Source organism: Halomonas aquatica, from assembly GCF_040196335.1.
Taxonomy (GTDB): Bacteria; Pseudomonadota; Gammaproteobacteria; order Pseudomonadales; family Halomonadaceae; genus Halomonas; species Halomonas aquatica.
This window is the reverse complement of sequence record NZ_JBEGCJ010000001.1, coordinates 1-16,296: the sequence shown is the minus strand read 5'-3', so window position 1 is coordinate 16,296 and position 16,296 is coordinate 1. Positions and strand designations below refer to the sequence as shown.

The following is a 16,296-nucleotide window of genomic DNA, read 5'->3' as shown; positions in this document are numbered from 1 at the left end:
TCTACCGCGAGAGGGCGGTACCGCGCACCCTGCGGGCCCCGCTGCGTGGCGCCCTTGCCGCCTTTTGCCTACAATGGGCGGCCTGATTTTCACCGACGGCCTTTCACAGACGGCCTTTCACCGACTGCAACGGACTGGATGCCATGCTCGATCCCAAACTGCTTCGCAGCGACCTCGAAGCGGTCGCCCAACGACTGGCCACCCGGGGCTACGACCTCGATACCGAGCGCCTCGAGGCGCTGGAGTCGCAGCGCCGCGAACTGCAGGCCGAGACCGAGTCCCTGCAGAACGAGCGCAACACCCGCTCCAAGGCGATCGGCAAGGCCAAGGCCCAGGGTGAAGACATCCAGCCCCTGCTGGACGAGGTGAGCGACCTTGGCGACCGGCTCGATGCCGCCAAGGCTCGCCTCGCCGAGGTGCAAGCCGAGTGGGACACCCTGCTCAGCGGCATCCCCAACCTCCCCCACGAGAGCGTGCCGGAAGGACAGAGCGAGGACGAGAACGTCGAACTCCATCGCTGGGGCACGCCCAGGGCCTTCGATTTTGAGGTGCGCGACCATGTCGACCTGGGGGCGCTCAAGGGCGACCTGGACTTCGAGCTGGCGGCGAAGCTAACCGGTTCCCGCTTCGCCGTGATGCGCGGGCCCATCGCGCGGCTGCACCGAGCGCTCACCCAGTTCATGCTCGACAAGCAGACGCTCGAGCACGGCTACGAGGAGTGCTATGTCCCCTACATGGTCAACGAGGCTTCGCTATATGGCACCGGCCAGTTGCCCAAGTTCGGCGAGGATCTCTTCCGCCTGAACGACGAGCGTGGCTACCACCTGATTCCCACCGCCGAGGTGCCGCTGACCAACTTCGCCCGCGACGAGATCCTCGAATACAAGGCGCTACCGGTGCGGCTCACCGCCCACACGCCGTGCTTTCGCAGCGAGGCGGGCTCCCATGGTCGCGACACTCGCGGCATGATCCGCCAGCACCAGTTCGATAAGGTGGAGATGGTGCAGATGGTCGAGCCGGAGAAGAGCTACGAGGCTCTGGAGCAGATGCGTGGCCACGCCGAGGCGATTCTTCAGGCACTCGGCCTGGCCTATCGTGTGGTCACCCTGTGCACCGGTGACATGGGCTTCGGGGCCGCCAAGACCTACGATCTTGAGGTCTGGATGCCCAGTCAGCAGACCTACCGCGAGATCTCATCGATCTCCAACTGCGAGGAGTTCCAGGCGCGGCGCATGCAGGCGCGCTTCCGCCACCCGGAGCAGAAGAAGCCGCAACTGCTGCATACCCTCAATGGCTCCGGCCTGGCGGTGGGGCGCTGTCTTATCGCGGTGATGGAGAACCACCAGAACGCTGACGGCTCGATCACCGTGCCCGAGGTGCTGCGCCCCTATATGGGCGGGGTCGACACCATCAACGCGTAAGCGCGAAGCACTCGGGCTACTCGATTGTCCAACTGACGCTGACCCCGGCGTCGATGGTGATGATGCCCGGGCGATACTCCGCCTGGGGCGCGCGCTCCAGGGTATCGGCACTCATGGTCATCATCCGCGGCTGAAACACCGGCGAACGGGTCTCGCTCACGGCGAATATCTCGCCCAGTGTGATGCCCAGTGTCTCGGCCATCAGATCGGCCTTGTGTCGGGCCTTCTCCAGCGCCTTGACCAGCGCCTCGTCCGTGGCGGACTCGCGATCGGCCAGGTCGTAGCTCACGCCGTCCAGGGCATTCACGCCGGCCTCGGTCAAGGCGTCGAGAAGGCCCGGCAAATGCTCGAGATCATTGACCTCGATGCGAATGGGACGCTCGAGACGGGTTCGCACCAGATTCTCCCGCTTGCCATCGACACCTTGCATCGCCGGCAGGTGTTGCGGCTGGACCTGCAGGGAGCCGGCGGTGATCGACTCGCGGAGCAGGCCTTGCGCTTCCAGGCGCTGTATCAGCAAGGCAGCGCGCTCCTCCAGGCGCTCGCGCGCCTTGCCAAGAGCATCGGAGGCCCGGTCGACGTCGTCCGTCATGGCAATGGCCGGGGTCTGTTCCCAGAGGCGAGCACTGAGGGTGGCGCGATCCGGTACCACCTGCAGTTCGGCCTCGGCCTGGACATTCAGGCGATTGGGCATTTCAGCGGCCAGGGCGCTGGTCATCATCGACGGCGCGACGATCGACGCCAGCGTGGCCAGGACCGGAACGAGCAACGGGCGAAAGGGGCGAGCGAATGGCATGGCGCTTTCCTTGTGGCATGGCGGACACTTGGCTTCGAGCCCGACCTTGGAGGATGGTTCCTGCATCTTGCAATTGACTCGCGCCCGGGCATCATGAACAGACCATCGACGGCTGTGAGACCGGGCATGCCCCAACCCCCAGACAGTGAGCAGCAGAACATCCCCCTCAACCTGACTCTGGCCCTGGCGGCCCTGGTGGTGATCGTTGCGGGCATGCGTGCAGGCGCCAGCCTGCTGGTGCCCCTGCTGCTGTCGCTCTTCATCGCCGTGGTCTGCACGGCTCCCGTGCAATGGCTCAATCGCCTCGGCCTGAGTCTGCGTCTTTCCGTATGGCTGACCCTGGTGGTGATCGGCGGCTTCTTCTCCCTGCTCGGCGTGCTGCTGGTCAACAGCATCGGTACCTTCATCGACGCTCTGCCTGGAATCGAGCAGAAGCTCTACCAGTACTACCTGGGACTGCTCGACGGCCTGGCCGGACTGGGACTGGCCATCGACACCGATTGGCTGGCGGAGCTGCTGGATGCCGAACAGTTCGGCAACTGGATCCCGGCGCTGCTCGGTGAGGTAGGTAACCTGATGATGCAGAGCGTCGTCGTGGGGCTGCTGGTGATCTTCCTGCTCTTCGAGACACTCAACTTCCGGGACAAGATCTCACGCGCCCTGGTCAACCCGGCCCCGAGCCTCAATCGTTTCAGCGAGTTCAGCCGGACCCTCAAGCGCTACCTGGCTGTGAAGACACTGGTCAGTCTGGTGACAGGTGCCCTGATCTGGCTGTCCTGCAAGCTGCTGGGTGTGGAGTTTCCCCTGCTGTGGGCGGTGCTGGCCTTTGCGCTGAACTACATTCCCAATATTGGTTCGGCCATCGCCGCGGTGCCGCCCGTCCTTCTGCTTCTGGTGTCCCCGGAGGGCGGGTTGTTCGACGCCCTGATCCTCTCGGCGGCCTACCTGGGGGTGAACTTCGTGATGGGAAATATCCTCGAGCCGAGGGTGATGGGGCGTGCCCTGGGGCTTTCCACGTCGGTGGCCTTTCTGTCGCTGGTCGTCTGGGGATGGGTCTTCGGCGCCGCGGGCATGCTGCTCTCGGTGGTCCTGACCATGACCCTGAAGATTGCCCTCGATAGTCATCCACAGACTCGCTGGATCGCCCACTTGCTGGGGCCGGCGGCCGGGGCGCCGATCGATCAGGCCCATCGGCCGATCTCTGAACGCGACGACGAGGAGTAGGTCCCGAAACGACATCGCCCCGGCCGTGGCCGGGGCGATGGGTGCTCAGGGGAGCGCGTCATCAGGCGTTCTGGTCGATGAACTGGCTCAGCTGTGACTTGGACTGAGCGCCTACCAGGGAGGCGACCTTGGTGCCGGACTTGAACAGCATCACGGTGGGCACACCGCGCACGCCCTGCTCGGCAGCGATCTCGGGGGCGTCGTCCACGTTGATACTGACGACCTTGAGGTTGCCATCGCGCTCCTCGGCGACCTCGTCGACCACCGGCGCCATCACCTTGCAGGGACCACACCACGGGGCCCAGAACTTCAGCAGGACCGGTGAATCGGCCTTGAGGACTTCCTGCTCAAAGTTGGCATTGGTGATATCGACGTTGTTGGCCATGTGATTCTCCAGTTTCGTTGCGCTGCATCGAGCGAATTGAGGGGTCATGCACTGCATGCCCGATCGGACGATGTTAGCGTCCGACTGGAGCGCTGGCAAATTCCCGGTGCCCGGTCGGGTGCTGGATCGCGGTTGTAACCGTCCTGCAATGTTATGCTATAAAGTGCTTGTGAGTAATTTACTTATGCCCTGCCGGTATTTTAAGGGCATCATGACATTCGAGGGAAGGCGGCCATGAAGCTCCAGCAGTTGCGTTACATCTGGGAGGTATCGCGCCACAACCTCAACGTCTCGGCCACCGCCCAGAGCCTCTTCACCTCTCAGCCGGGCATCTCCAAGCAGATCCGCCTGCTCGAGGATGAACTCGGTGTCGAGATATTTGCTCGCAGCGGCAAGCATCTGACCCGCATAACGCCGGCGGGGCAGGCGATCATCGAACTCGCCGGGCAGGTGCTCAGACTTGCCGAGAACATCAAGGAGGTCGCCCAGGAACACAGTGATGAGCGTCGCGGTAGCCTGTCGATCGCTACCACCCACACCCAGGCGCGCTATGCACTTCCACCGGTGATCCGCGACTTCACCCAGAAGTACCCCGATGTGGCCCTGCACATGCAGCAGGGCACCCCCAAGCAGATCGCCCAGATGGTCAGTGAGGGCCAGGCCGACTTCGCCATCGCCACGGAATCCCTCGAGCTCTTCAATGACCTGGTGCTGCTGCCCTGCTACCGCTGGAACCGCTGTGTGCTGGTGCCCCAGGGTCATCCACTGGCCGAGCTCGAGCCCCTGACGCTGGAGGCCCTGGCGGAGTATCCGCTGGTCACATACGTATTCGGCTTCACCGGGCGCTCACAACTCGACGATGCCTTCCGGGCCCGGGGGCTGACGCCCAACGTGGTGCTCACCGCCGCCGATGCTGATGTCATCAAGACCTACGTACGCCTCGGCATGGGGGTGGGCATCGTGGCGCACATGGCTGTGGATGCCGAGAACGACACTGACCTGGTGGCCCTGGACGCCGGCCATCTCTTCGCGAGTTCCACCACCAAGATCGGGATCCGCCGCGGTACCTTCATGCGCGGCTACATGTACGACTTCCTGGAGGGCTTCGCCGGCCACCTCGATCGAGACCTGGTGGACGCGGCACTGACGGCCGGGCCTCGCCATGAGCAGGGGCTATTCGAGGATATCGAACTGCCGGTTCGCTGAGGCCTGCCCTCACTTCCCTCTCGAGGCCGCTGCCTCGATGCCCCTCGACCGCATTGGTGGCGTAGTCGCCGGCTTTGCGGCCAAGGCGACATTGCACGACGTTTCACGGGGAACCCGGCCTGATCAGGACGTCGTGGTGGCCTGCGGCGCCAGGTTCGCGGCATGCAGCCCGCACTCCTTGTCGCCCTGGTCCTCCCACCACCAGCGGCCTTCACGCTCGTGCTGGCCGGGCAGGGTGGGGCGGGTGCAGGGCTCACAGCCGATGCTGACGTAGCCGCGCTCATGCAGGGCGTTGTAGGGCACGTCGAACATGCGGATGTAGGTCCAGACGTCGTCGCGGGTCCAGTGGGTGAGCGGGTTGATCTTGAAGAGCGGGGCCGCCTCGCTGCCGAAGGCGCTATCGCTTTCAGCCACCTGCAGGCTGGAGCGGGTGCCGGGGCTCTGGTCGCGACGCTGGCCGGAGACCCACACCGGCAGGCCTGCCAGCCGGCGGCGCAGGGGGGCCACCTTGCGGATGCCGCAACATTCTTGGTGGCCGTCCCGATAGAAGCTGAAGAGTCCCTTCTCGCGCACCAGGGCCTGTACGGCCTCGGTGTCGGGCACACGCACGTCTATGGCGATACCGTAGTGGTCACGCACCCGCTCGATGAAGGCGTAGGTCTCGGCATGCAGTCGGCCGGTGTCCAGCGAGAAGACCTGCACGTCTTCCTTCGGCGCGACCTTAAGGGCCAGATCGATCAGTACCACGTCCTCGGCACCGGAGAAGGAGATCGTCAACTCGCCGAAGGCCTGGTAGGCGGCGCGCAGGAGCTCCTTGGGGGTGTCCTGATCATGTTCGAGGACGAAGCGGTTGTGGTCGAAGGGCGTCATGGCGATCTCTGGTGTTGATATTGTCGCTACCCTAGCAGAGCCGCTGATACCTTCCCCAATACTGATTCATTGGATATCTATGCCTGAATTGACTAAATGGAGTTCTTTCTTATTCCATTTATCTCCGTCCGCAGGGCTCGCCAGGGCGCGCATCAGGTGGCGGATCTTGTCCAGAGTCTCCCGATATTCGTCGTCGCCTCGTGAGTCGGCCACCAGGCCGCCGCCGCCCCAAAGGTGCAGCTGTCCTCCCACGGCCACCACGCTTCTGATGGCGATGGACGTGTCCATCTGCCCGCGCACGTCGATATAGCCCAGGCTGCCGCAGTAGGCGCTACGCCGGCTGGGCTCCAGTTCGTCGATGATCTGCATGGCGCGAACCTTGGGCGCACCGGTGATGGAGCCGCCGGGAAAGGCGGCTGCCAGCAGGTCCATGGGGCGCTGGCCGGCCTTCAGCTCACCGGTGATCACGCTGACCAGGTGATGGACGTTGGCATAGCTCTCCAGACCACAGAGTTGCGGTACCCGCACGCTGCCGGGCCGGCAGACCCGGCCCAGGTCGTTGCGCAGCAGGTCGGTGATCATCACGTTCTCGGCACGATCCTTGAGGCTTTCCTCGAGCTCACCGGCCAGTCGCTGGTCCTCGTCGGGGGTCGCGCCGCGCGGCCGTGTGCCCTTGATCGGCCGGGCCTCGACCCGGCCGTCCCGGCAGAGCAGGAAGCGTTCCGGCGAGAGGGAGAGGATCGCCTTGTCCCCCCATGCCTGGTAGCCTGCGTAGGGGGTGGGGGTGGCCTCGCGCAGGCGACGATAGGCGGACCAGAGGTCGCCTTCGAAGGGGGCGCTGAAGCGCTGGGCCAGGTTGATCTGGTAGCAGTCACCGGCGCGAATGTAGGCCTGGACGGTGTCGAAGCGTGTCAGGTAGTCGTCGCGACTGAGTTCGGCCGTGAAGGGGGCGGTGAGGCGGAAGGTGCCCGCGGGGCGAGCCGCAGACTCCAGCCAGTCGAGCACCTGGCGGCGACGCAGGGCATTGCCCACCAGCCAGCTACGACGCTGGTCGTGGTCCTGGATCAGCGCCCAGTCGTAGAGGCCGACCCGGCTGGCCGGCAGCGCGACGGCCTGCTGCGCCTGTCCCGCCACCGGCTCGAGTCGCTGTCCCAGGTCGTAGCTCCAGTATCCGATCAGCCCGCCCAGAAACGGCAAGTCGCTGTCCGGCACCTCATCGGGCAGCCGGTCGAGCAGGGCCTGCTGGGCTGCGAAGGGCGGCAGTCCCGCCAGTGTCGGGTCACCCGTCATGCGTCCGGTGACATCGATCTCGAGCAGGGCCAGGGGGTCGCAGCTGAGGATGTCGTAGCGCCCACCCGGGGCCGTCGGTCGGCCGCTGTCGAGCAGCACGGCCCCCGGCCTGTCGCGCAGCAATGCGAAATAGCCGAGCGGATCCTCGTGATAGGGCAGGGGGGCGATCTCGAGCGGTAGTGTCATCACGGCATCTTCCCGAAACAGGCCATCCATTCTAGGGATATGGAGCCAACTTGTCCCTCCCGCCGATGCACCAGCATCGACCCCGGTGCCTTCCATCGATCAGTCATTGTCGACAGCCCTCAGGTTGTCTACAACCAAAGGTTAAGCCTCTGCGCCTTATGACTAGTTGACCACGGGAAAGGCAGTGTCTAAAGTCCCTTCATCATTTAATTGTCGACAATCATTATGACCTCAGTCACATCGGAACAGACCACCATCCCCGAAGTCCGCACCCTGGCGGAGCGCGTCTTCCAGGAGTTGCAGCAGGCCATCGTCAGGGGTGAGCTAGCTCCCGGCAGCAAGATCACCGAGCCGGGTCTCTCGCGTACCTATGGTATCTCGCGGGGGCCACTGCGCGAGGCCATGCGCCGGCTGGAATCCCATCGTCTGATCGAGCGAGTTCCCCACGTGGGCGCTCGGGTGGTCAAGCTCTCCATGAAGGAGCTGCTCGAGTTGTTCGATGTGCGCGAGGCCCTGGAAAGCATGGCCGCGCGCCTCGCCGCCGAGCACATGACCGCCGAGGAGATCGGGGGGCTGCGAGAGGTGCTCGCCGTTCACGAGCGCCAGGCCGATCTGCGGCGTGGCGAGTCCTACTATCAGCGCGAGGGGGATCTGGACTTTCATTACCGTATCGTCCAGGGCAGCCACAACACGATGTTGATGGGCATGCTCTGCGACGACCTCTACTACCTGGTGCGGCTCTACCGAACTCAGTTCAGTGCCAGTGGCACGCGTCCGCAGCGTGCCTTCGTCGAACACCATCGCATCGTCGACGCGATCGAGGCTGGTGACGCCGAGCTGGCGGAGCTGCTGATGCGCCGTCACGTCAGCGCCTCCCGGGCCAATGTCGTCGAGCGCTATGCGGCATCACTCCATCAGCAGGAAAGCGTGGCGTCCTCCTGAGACGCTCGGACAACATACGGAGACCATCCATGACTCAACCGACTCCCGGCGCTCGCTTCCGCGCCGCCCTCGAGGCCAATCGTCCGCTGCCCATCGTCGGCACCATCAATGCCTATACCGCCATGATGGCCCAGCGTGTCGGCCACCAGGCGATCTATCTCTCCGGTGGCGGGGTGGCCAATGCCTCCTACGGCCTGCCGGATCTGGGCATGACCTCCATGAATGACGTTGTCGCGGATGCTCACCGCATCTGTGGCGCCACCGACCTGCCGCTGCTGGTGGACATCGATACCGGCTGGGGTGGCGCCTTCAACATCGCCCGTACCGTCAAGGAGATGCAGCGTGCCGGCGTGGCCGCCGTGCATCTCGAGGACCAGGTAGCCCAGAAGCGTTGTGGTCACCGCCCCAACAAGGAGATCGTCTCCAAGCAGGAGATGGTCGACCGCATCAAGGCCGCCGCCGATGCCAAGCTTGATCCGGATTTCTACCTGATCGCTCGAACCGACGCCTTCCAGAAGGATGGCCTGGATGCCGCCATCGAGCGGGCCAATGCCTGCGTCGAGGCAGGCGCCGATGCCATCTTCGCCGAAGCGGTGCACACACTCGATGACTACAAGGCCTTCTGCCAGCGCGTCGATGCCCCGATCCTGGCCAACATCACCGAGTTCGGCGCCACGCCGCTGTTCTCCCAGCATGAACTCGGTGAGGTGGGATGCCGCATGGTGCTCTATCCGCTGTCGGCCTTCCGCGCCATGAACGCCGCGGCCCTCAGGGTCTACCAGAGCATCCATGACACCGGGCATCAGCGTGATGTGGTCGAGCTGATGCAGACACGCGACGAGCTCTACGATTTCCTCAATTACCACGATTTCGAGAACAAGCTCGACGCGCTGTTTGCGGAGAAGGGCGGCGAGGCGTAACGCGGCCCGGCACCCAATACCGATAATTATCGACTCACAAGGAGACACGACATGGCAGACAAACCCATCAGCGGCGCCGGCCTGCGTGGCCAGAGTGCGGGCACCACGGCCCTGTGCACCGTCGGCCAGACCGGCTCCGGCCTGACCTATCGCGGCTTCGACATCAAGGAGCTGGCAGAGAAGGCCAAGTTCGAGGAAGTGGCCTACCTGCTGCTCAAGGGCAAACTGCCCAACCAGGCCGAACTCGATGCCTACATCACCAAGCTCAAGGGCCTGCGCGGCCTGCCCCAGGCGCTGAAGACCGTGCTGGAGCAGATTCCCAGGGACGCGCATCCCATGGACGTGATGCGCACCGGCGCCTCGATGCTGGGCAACCTGGAGACCGAGGAGAGCTTCGATCAGCAACAGGACGTCTCCGACCGCCTGCTCGCCGTGCTGCCGTCGATCATCTGCTACTGGTATCGCTTCAGCCACGATGGCGTGCGTATCGAGACCGAGACCGACGATGAGTCTGTCGGCGGGCACTTCCTGCATCTCCTGCGTGACGAGCCGGCCTCCGAGCTGCACGCCCGGGTGATGAACGTCTCGCTGATCCTCTATGCCGAGCACGAGTTCAACGCCTCGACCTTCACCGCCCGCGTCTGTGCGTCCACCCTCTCGGACATGCACTCATGCGTGACCGGGGCCATCGGCTCGCTGCGTGGCCCCCTGCACGGCGGGGCCAACGAGGCGGCCATGGCGATGATCGAGGACTGGAAGTCGCCGGAGGAGGCCGAGCGCGAGATCATGGGCATGCTGGCGCGCAAGGACAAGATCATGGGGTTCGGCCATGCCATCTACCGCGACTCCGACCCGCGCAACGCCATCATCAAGCATTGGTCCCAGAAACTGTCCATGGATGTGGGCGACAGCGTCCTCTACCCGGTATCCGAGCGCGTCGAGGCAGTCATGTGGCGCGAGAAGAAGCTGTTCTGCAACGCCGACTTCTTCCATGCCAGCGCCTACCACTTCATGGACATCCCCACCAAGCTGTTCACGCCGATCTTCGTCTGCTCGCGCGTCACCGGCTGGTGTGCTCATGTCTTCGAGCAACGCGCCAACAACCGCATCATTCGCCCGAGTGCCGATTATGACGGCCCCACGAAGAGCGAATGGGTGCCTATCGAGGAGCGCGACTGACCCAGCCCTTGCGGCGACTGCCTGGTGGTCGCCGTGATCACCCTTCATCAATCGACGACTTCCCGACGGACGCCATGAATACTGACTACCGTAAGCCTCTACCCGGTACCGAGCTGGATTATTTCGACACCCGTGCGGCCGTCGACGCCATCCAGCCCGGTGCCTATGACACCCTTCCCTACACCTCGCGCGTACTGGCCGAACAGCTGGTGCGTCGCTGTGACCCGGCCATGCTGACCGATTCGCTCAAGCAGCTGATCGAGCGCCGGCGCGACCTGGACTTCCCTTGGTACCCGGCCCGCGTGGTCTGTCACGACATCCTGGGCCAGACTGCCCTGGTGGATCTCGCCGGCCTTCGTGATGCCATCGCCGAGAAGGGCGGCGACCCCGCCAAGGTCAATCCGGTGGTGCCGACGCAGTTGATCGTCGACCACTCCCTGGCCGTCGAGCATGCCGGCTTCGAGAAGGATGCCTTCGAGCAGAACCGTGCCATCGAGGACCGTCGCAACGACGACCGCTTCCACTTCATCAATTGGACCAAGACCGCCTTCGAGAACGTCGATGTCATCCCCCCGGGCAACGGCATCATGCACCAGATCAATCTGGAGAAGATGTCTCCGGTGGTGCAGAAGCGCGATGGCGTGGCGTTCCCGGATACCTGCGTGGGAACCGACAGCCACACGCCGATGGTCGACGCCCTGGGGGTGATCTCCGTCGGCGTGGGCGGCCTCGAGGCCGAGAGCGTGATGCTGGGCCGTGCCTCAATGATGCGCCTGCCGGACATCGTCGGCGTGAAGCTCACCGGCCGGATGCAGCCGGGCATCACCAGCACAGACATGGTCCTGGCGCTGACCGAGTTCCTGCGCAAGGAGCGCGTGGTCGGGGCCTACCTGGAGTTCTTCGGCGAGGGAGCCGAGGCGCTGACCGTGGGCGACCGCGCCACCATCTCCAACATGACGCCTGAATACGGGGCGACGGCGGCGATGTTCTACATCGACGGCCAGACCATCGACTACCTGAAGCTCACCGGTCGTGACGACGACCAGGTGGCGCTGGTCGAGCAGTACGCCAAGGAAACCGGCCTGTGGGCCGACAGCCTGGTGGATGCCCAGTACGAGCGCATGCTCACCTTCGACCTCTCCTCGGTCACCCGGACCCTGGCGGGCCCCTCCAACCCCCATGCTCATCTGCCCACATCCGAGCTCGCCGAGCGCGGCATCGCCGCACCCTGGGTGAAGGAAGAGGGCCTGATGCCCGATGGAGCGGTGATCATCGCTGCCATCACCAGTTGCACCAATACCAGCAACCCGCGAAACATGGTGGCGGCCGGCCTGATCGCCCGCAATGCCAACAAGCTGGGCCTGACCCGCAAGCCCTGGGTGAAGAGCTCCCTGGCGCCGGGTTCCAAGACGGTGAAGATGTATCTGGAGGAGGCCGAGCTGCTGACCGAGCTCGAGGATCTCGGCTTCGGCGTGGTGGCCTTTGCCTGCACCACCTGCAACGGCATGAGTGGCGCCCTGGACCCGACGATCCAGAAGGAGATCATCGATCGCGATCTCTATGCCACGGCGGTGCTCTCCGGCAACCGTAACTTCGATGGCCGCATCCATCCCTATGCCAAGCAGGCCTTCCTGGCCTCGCCGCCTCTGGTGGTGGCCTACGCCATCGCGGGCACCATCCGCTTCGACATCGAGAAAGATGCGCTGGGCTATGATCAGGACGGCAATCCGGTCACTCTGAAGGACATCTGGCCCGCTGACGAGGAGATCGATGCCATCGTCAAGAAGAGCGTCAAGCCGGAGCAGTTTCGGGCGACCTATATCCCGATGTTCGATGTGGACAAGGGGGCTCGTGCCCAGGTCAATCCACTCTACGAATGGCGCCCCCAGAGCACCTATATCCGTCGCCCGCCCTACTGGGAAGGCGGCATGGTGGGCGAGAAAACCCTCAAGGGCATGCGGCCGCTGGCCGTGTTGCCGGACAACATCACTACCGACCACCTGTCGCCGTCCAACGCCATCATGCTGGACAGCGCGGCGGGAGAGTACCTGCACAAGATGGGCCTGCCGGAAGAGGACTTCAACTCCTACGCGACCCACCGCGGCGATCACCTGACCGCGCAGCGGGCCACCTTTGCCAATCCCAAGCTGTTCAACGAGATGGTGCGTGACGAGGCCGGCAAGGTGAAGCAGGGTTCGCTGGCGCGCATCGAGCCGGAGGGCAAGGTGACGCGCATGTGGGAGGCCATCGAGACCTACATGGAACGCAAGCAGCCGTTGATCATTGTTGCCGGCGCCGACTATGGCCAGGGCTCGTCGCGTGACTGGGCGGCCAAGGGCGTGGCGCTCGCCGGGGTGGAGGCGATCGTCGCCGAGAGCTTCGAGCGCATCCACCGCACCAACCTGATCGGCATGGGCGTGATGCCCCTGCAGTTCGAGGAGGGCACCACCCGCCATACGCTGCAACTCGACGGCACCGAGACATACGATGTGGAAGGCACGTCGTCACCGCGCGCCACCTTCGAACTGGTGATTCATCGCCAGACCGGTGAGGTCGACCGGGTGCCGGTCACCTGCCGCCTGGATACCGCCGAGGAGGTCTCCATCTACTCTGCTGGAGGCGTGCTGCAACGCTTTGCCCAGGACTTCCTCGAGACCGCGGAGGTGGAGGGCACATGAACCAGATCCGGATTCCCGCCACCTACATGCGTGGCGGCACGAGCAAGGGCGTCTTCTTCAATCTAGCCGATCTGCCCGAGGCCGCCCAGGTCCCCGGGAAGGCTCGTGACCGGCTGTTGATGCGGGTCATCGGCAGCCCCGACCCTTACCAGAAGCAGATCGACGGCATGGGCGGGGCGACCTCCAGCACCAGCAAGACTGTCATCCTGTCGAAGAGCGAAAGCCCGGACCACGACGTCGACTACCTCTTCGGCCAGGTCGCGATCGACAAGGCCTTCGTCGACTGGAGTGGCAACTGCGGTAACCTCTCCGCGGCGGTAGGGCCCTTTGCCATCAGCAACGGTCTGGTGGATCCCGGTCGCATCCCCGATAACGGCGAGGTCGAGGTGCGCATCTGGCAGGCCAACATCGGCAAGACCATTGTCTCGCGGGTGTCGATCACCGACGGCCAGGTGCAGGAGACCGGCGACTTCGAGCTCGACGGCGTGACCTTCCCGGCCGCCGAGGTCCCGGTGGCGTTCAAGGATCCCGCGGACGGCGAGGGCGCCATCTTCCCCACTGGCCAGCTGGTCGACGACCTGGAGGTGCCGGCCGGCGTGGTGGAGGGGGGCAGCCTCAAGGCGACGATGATCAATGCCGGCATACCCACCGTGTTCGTCAACGCCGCCGACCTGGGCTATTCCGGCAGCGAGCTGCAGGAGGCGATCAATGGCGATCCTCGGGCACTCGAGAGGCTCGAGACTATCCGGGCCCATGGCGCCCTGCGCATGGGACTGATCAACGACCTCAGCGAGGCCGCCAATCGGCAGCACACCCCCAAGGTGGCCTTCGTGGCTCCGCCGGCGGGCTATACGGCCTCCAGCGGCAAGGCGGTCGAGGCCGAGGAGATCGACCTGAGGGTGCGGGCGGTCTCCATGGGCAAGCTTCACCACGCCATGATGGGCACCGCCGCCGTGGCCATCGCCTCAGCGGCGGCCATCGAGGGGACGCTGGTCAACCTGGCGGCCGGCGGCGGCAAGCGCAATGCCGTGACCTTCGGCCACCCCTCCGGCACCCTGCGGGTCGGTGCGGAAGCGAGCCTGGTGAATGGTCGCTGGGTGATCGACCAGGCGGTGATGAGCCGCAGTGCCCGGGTGCTGATGGAAGGCTGGGTGCGTATTCCCGACGACAGCTTCTGATATCCGGCGGGCACCAGACGCCCCGGGTCGCCGCTCTTTACTCAAGGGCCAGGGGGCGTTTTCTATAGTGGAGGGTGACACCGACAGCTTTGCGACAGGAGAAGGCTCATGACGACGACAGTGGAAACCAACGTGAGGCCGGATTACGACGTCGAACTGCAGAAGATCGCCGATTACGTTCTCGGGTTCACGATCGATAGCGACGAGGCGCTGGAGACGGCCCGCCACTGCCTGATGGATACCCTGGGCTGCGGTCTGCTGGCGCTGCGCTTTCCAGAGTGCACCAAGCACCTTGGCCCCCTGGTAGAGGGCACCGTGGTTCCTCACGGGGCTCGCGTGCCAGGCACCTCCTTCCGCCTGGATCCGGTCAAGGCGGCCTGGGACATCGGGGCGATCATCCGCTGGCTGGACTACAACGACACCTGGCTGGCCGCCGAGTGGGGCCATCCCTCCGACAACCTGGGGGGCATCCTCGCCGTGGCCGACCATCTCTCGCAGAAACGTGTCGCCGATGGATGCTCGCCGCTTGCCATGCGCGTGGTGCTCGAGGCCATGATCATGGCCCACGAGATCCAGGGCGTGCTGGCGCTCGACAACTCCTTCAATCGGGTCGGTCTCGATCACGTGGTGCTGGTGAAGGTGGCCTCCACCGCCGTGGTGGCCAAGCTGATGGGTGCCAACCGCGAGCAGCTGCTCTCGGCCCTCTCCCATGCCTGGGTCGATGGCCAGAGCCTGCGCACCTACCGACATGCGCCCAATGCCGGTTCGCGCAAGAGCTGGGCCGCGGGGGATGCCACGTCCCGCGCCGTGCGCCTGGCCGATATCGCCATGCGCGGGGAGATGGGTATTCCCGGCGCGCTCACCGCGCCGCAGTGGGGCTTCTACGACATCCTCTTCAGTCACACCAACCGGGACCTGGCCACCAAGCCGGAGGAGGAGCGCCAATTATCCTTCCAGCGCGATTTCGGCACCTACGTGATGGAGAACATCCTGTTCAAGATCTCTTTCCCGGCCGAGTTCCACGCCCAGACCGCCTGCGAGGCGGCCGTGACCCTGCACCCTCAGGTGAAGGATAGACTCGACGAGATCGATCGTGTCGTGCTGACCACCCACGACTCGGCGATCCGCATCATATCCAAGTCGGGCACGCTGGCGAATCCCGCCGACCGGGATCATTGCCTCCAGTACATGACTGCCGTGCCGCTGATCTTCGGCAACCTCACGGCCGAGCATTACGAGGATGCCTTCCATGACGCCCATCCGCGGATCGACGAGCTGCGCGGGAAGATGGAAGTGGTCGAGGACCAGGGCTATTCCCGGGACTACTATGATCCGTCCAAGCGCTCCATCGGCAATGCCATTCAGGTCTTCTTCAAGGACGGCAGTGCCACGGAGAAGGTCGCAGTCGAATATCCCATCGGCCACCGCCGGCGTCGCTCGGAGGGGATCCCGCTACTGGTGGAGAAGTTCACACACAACCTGGCGACCCGTTTCCCGCCGGGACGCTGTGCGCAGATCCTCGAGCTTTGCCGTGATCAGGCACGCCTGGAAGAGACCGCGGTCCACCGATTCGTCGACCTCTTCGTGATCTGACCAGGCGCGAGTGCCGTCAGGTTGCTCTATATTTTTCTCATGTACGGGGTTGCATGCGCCGGCCCGAGATCGTAGAGTACGCATCCGCTGCCGGCGACGGGCACACGTTGCGGGCGGTGGATGGTGGTAGAAGTGCTTGTTTCTGTTTGGGTTTTTCGAGCCTTGTTGGGACATTCCCGGTTGACGGAAGCGCTGCATTCGGTAGAATGCCCGCCACACGTGACGGAGGCTTTTCGAAGGCTCCATCGGCCGTCACCTCGCTTTGGCGAGACGACGCTTGGCACACCCCCTGAGACGCTTCTTGGGCGCATCGCAGGGTTGACACGACACGCCGATCACGTAGAATACGCCTTCCTCGCAGGGCGCCGGCGAGACCGCCACTTCACTGAAGTGAGCCGGGCACGACGGCACAGCGAGACGCTCCGCTC

At 64.5% G+C, this 16,296-nt stretch carries 13 protein-coding genes; 9 read left to right on the top strand and 4 right to left on the bottom strand.

The window, feature by feature from the left end:
- Positions 1 to 143 precede the first annotated feature (143 nt).
- Positions 144 to 1,421: a serine--tRNA ligase gene (serS, locus tag ABE960_RS00065; RefSeq protein WP_349760182.1), complete on the top strand. Its 1,278-nt coding sequence runs from the start codon at positions 144 to 146 to the stop codon at positions 1,419 to 1,421.
- A 16-nt stretch (positions 1,422 to 1,437) separates the two neighbouring features.
- Here serS and ABE960_RS00060 read toward each other — a convergent pair whose 3' ends face one another.
- Positions 1,438 to 2,217, bottom strand: coding sequence for an SIMPL domain-containing protein (locus tag ABE960_RS00060; RefSeq protein ID WP_349760181.1), 780 nt, complete (start codon positions 2,215 to 2,217; stop codon positions 1,438 to 1,440).
- A gap of 126 nt (positions 2,218 to 2,343) precedes the next feature.
- On the opposite strand from ABE960_RS00060, the gene ABE960_RS00055 reads away from it, so the two are divergent.
- Positions 2,344 to 3,441 (top strand): AI-2E family transporter, encoded by a 1,098-nt coding sequence (locus ABE960_RS00055; protein ID WP_349760180.1) that lies wholly within the window; start codon positions 2,344 to 2,346, stop codon positions 3,439 to 3,441.
- A gap of 61 nt (positions 3,442 to 3,502) precedes the next feature.
- Here ABE960_RS00055 and trxA read toward each other — a convergent pair whose 3' ends face one another.
- Positions 3,503 to 3,826: a thioredoxin gene (gene trxA, locus ABE960_RS00050; protein ID WP_349760179.1), complete on the bottom strand. Its 324-nt coding sequence runs from the start codon at positions 3,824 to 3,826 to the stop codon at positions 3,503 to 3,505.
- A 234-nt stretch (positions 3,827 to 4,060) separates the two neighbouring features.
- On the opposite strand from trxA, the gene cysB reads away from it, so the two are divergent.
- A complete protein-coding gene (gene cysB / locus ABE960_RS00045; RefSeq protein WP_349760178.1) occupies positions 4,061 to 5,032 on the top strand; it encodes an HTH-type transcriptional regulator CysB in 972 nt (323 codons plus the stop codon).
- Between the two features lie 123 nt (positions 5,033 to 5,155).
- Here the strand turns inward: cysB and ABE960_RS00040 are convergent, their stop codons facing one another.
- Complete coding sequence (locus tag ABE960_RS00040) at positions 5,156 to 5,902, bottom strand: phosphoadenylyl-sulfate reductase (protein WP_349760177.1); 747 nt, start codon at positions 5,900 to 5,902, stop codon at positions 5,156 to 5,158.
- Between the two features lie 66 nt (positions 5,903 to 5,968).
- Positions 5,969 to 7,378, bottom strand: a complete 1,410-nt coding sequence (pabB, locus tag ABE960_RS00035) for an aminodeoxychorismate synthase component I (protein WP_349760176.1) — start codon at positions 7,376 to 7,378, stop codon at positions 5,969 to 5,971.
- A gap of 225 nt (positions 7,379 to 7,603) precedes the next feature.
- Between pabB and ABE960_RS00030 the strand changes: the two genes are divergently transcribed.
- From ABE960_RS00030 to ABE960_RS00005, 6 genes are all read left to right on the top strand, one after another.
- Positions 7,604 to 8,320 carry a GntR family transcriptional regulator gene (locus ABE960_RS00030; RefSeq protein ID WP_349760175.1) on the top strand — a complete coding sequence of 239 codons (717 nt, stop codon included), beginning with the start codon at positions 7,604 to 7,606 and terminating at the stop codon, positions 8,318 to 8,320.
- A gap of 29 nt (positions 8,321 to 8,349) precedes the next feature.
- The gene (prpB, locus tag ABE960_RS00025; RefSeq protein WP_349760174.1) at positions 8,350 to 9,240 is read left to right on the top strand and encodes a methylisocitrate lyase; all 891 of its coding nucleotides are present in this window, start codon (positions 8,350 to 8,352) and stop codon (positions 9,238 to 9,240) included.
- 51 nt (positions 9,241 to 9,291) lie between these two features.
- A complete protein-coding gene (gene prpC, locus ABE960_RS00020; protein WP_349760173.1) occupies positions 9,292 to 10,419 on the top strand; it encodes a bifunctional 2-methylcitrate synthase/citrate synthase in 1,128 nt (375 codons plus the stop codon).
- A 74-nt stretch (positions 10,420 to 10,493) separates the two neighbouring features.
- Positions 10,494 to 13,097, top strand: a complete 2,604-nt coding sequence (gene acnD / locus ABE960_RS00015) for a Fe/S-dependent 2-methylisocitrate dehydratase AcnD (protein WP_349760172.1) — start codon at positions 10,494 to 10,496, stop codon at positions 13,095 to 13,097.
- Entirely contained in the window at positions 13,094 to 14,275 is a 1,182-nt protein-coding gene (prpF, locus tag ABE960_RS00010; protein WP_349760171.1) for a 2-methylaconitate cis-trans isomerase PrpF, read from the top strand. Before acnD ends, prpF begins: the two co-directional genes overlap by 4 nt.
- 108 nt (positions 14,276 to 14,383) lie before the next feature.
- A complete protein-coding gene (locus tag ABE960_RS00005) occupies positions 14,384 to 15,868 on the top strand; it encodes a 2-methylcitrate dehydratase (RefSeq protein ID WP_349760170.1) in 1,485 nt (494 codons plus the stop codon).
- Positions 15,869 to 16,296 lie beyond the last annotated feature (428 nt).

Excerpts from the sequence above, each read along its gene's own strand:
- ABE960_RS00005 (WP_349760170.1), top strand. The coding sequence starts at position 14,384 with ATGACGACGACAGTGGAAACCAACGTGAGGCCGGATTACGACGTCGAA.
- ABE960_RS00055 (WP_349760180.1), top strand. The coding sequence starts at position 2,344 with ATGCCCCAACCCCCAGACAGTGAGCAGCAGAACATCCCCCTCAACCTG.
- ABE960_RS00030 (WP_349760175.1), top strand. The coding sequence starts at position 7,604 with ATGACCTCAGTCACATCGGAACAGACCACCATCCCCGAAGTCCGCACC.
- ABE960_RS00060 (WP_349760181.1), bottom strand. The coding sequence starts at position 2,217 with ATGCCATTCGCTCGCCCCTTTCGCCCGTTGCTCGTTCCGGTCCTGGCC.
- trxA (WP_349760179.1), bottom strand. The coding sequence starts at position 3,826 with ATGGCCAACAACGTCGATATCACCAATGCCAACTTTGAGCAGGAAGTC.
- ABE960_RS00040 (WP_349760177.1), bottom strand. The coding sequence starts at position 5,902 with ATGACGCCCTTCGACCACAACCGCTTCGTCCTCGAACATGATCAGGAC.
- prpC (WP_349760173.1), top strand. The coding sequence starts at position 9,292 with ATGGCAGACAAACCCATCAGCGGCGCCGGCCTGCGTGGCCAGAGTGCG.
- pabB (WP_349760176.1), bottom strand. The coding sequence starts at position 7,378 with ATGACACTACCGCTCGAGATCGCCCCCCTGCCCTATCACGAGGATCCG.
- prpF (WP_349760171.1), top strand. The coding sequence starts at position 13,094 with ATGAACCAGATCCGGATTCCCGCCACCTACATGCGTGGCGGCACGAGC.
- acnD (WP_349760172.1), top strand. The coding sequence starts at position 10,494 with ATGAATACTGACTACCGTAAGCCTCTACCCGGTACCGAGCTGGATTAT.
- cysB (WP_349760178.1), top strand. The coding sequence starts at position 4,061 with ATGAAGCTCCAGCAGTTGCGTTACATCTGGGAGGTATCGCGCCACAAC.
- prpB (WP_349760174.1), top strand. The coding sequence starts at position 8,350 with ATGACTCAACCGACTCCCGGCGCTCGCTTCCGCGCCGCCCTCGAGGCC.
- serS (WP_349760182.1), top strand. The coding sequence starts at position 144 with ATGCTCGATCCCAAACTGCTTCGCAGCGACCTCGAAGCGGTCGCCCAA.